The sequence below is a fragment of the Virgibacillus sp. M23 genome (assembly GCF_034190895.1).
Classification (GTDB): Bacteria; Bacillota; Bacilli; order Bacillales; family Amphibacillaceae; genus Virgibacillus; species Virgibacillus salarius.
In genome coordinates this window covers 1-379 of record NZ_JAWDHA010000391.1, presented here as the reverse complement: position 1 = coordinate 379, position 379 = coordinate 1, and the positions used below count along the sequence as shown (strand labels likewise).

Annotated in this window: 1 protein-coding gene; it reads left to right on the top strand. The window is 29.3% G+C overall.

Annotated features, from left to right (window positions below; genetic code table 11):
* Positions 1-9: 9 nt before the first annotated feature.
* Positions 10-379 (top strand): DUF4238 domain-containing protein (locus RVS70_RS23165; protein ID WP_321135096.1); only part of this gene is annotated, 370 nt, incomplete at its 3' end.

Sequence of the window (379 nt, the reverse complement as noted above, 5' to 3'; positions counted from 1 at the left end):
GTTTAGAAAGTGAATAGAAATCCAGTTAGACAGCACACAATTCCAAAGACATATCTAAAACATTTTTCAGAGAATCAGGAAACTATATATTTGTATGACCTGAATAAAGAAGAGATAAGACAACAAAGTATTGCTAGTGTCTCAATTGTTAAAGATTTTTACACAGTAGTTGATGTGGACGAACAAGAAAAATTATATGATTTAGAACATTTTTTGGCCGAGTCAATTGAACCTATTTACAACCCCACCATACAGCATCTCGAAGACAATCAATTTCTAATTAATAAAGAGGAATTTTCATATTTTATTGCTGCACAATATTTAAGAAGTCCTAGGATAAAAAAACAAATTTTGAATGAAATTTATGATGCAGTTATAA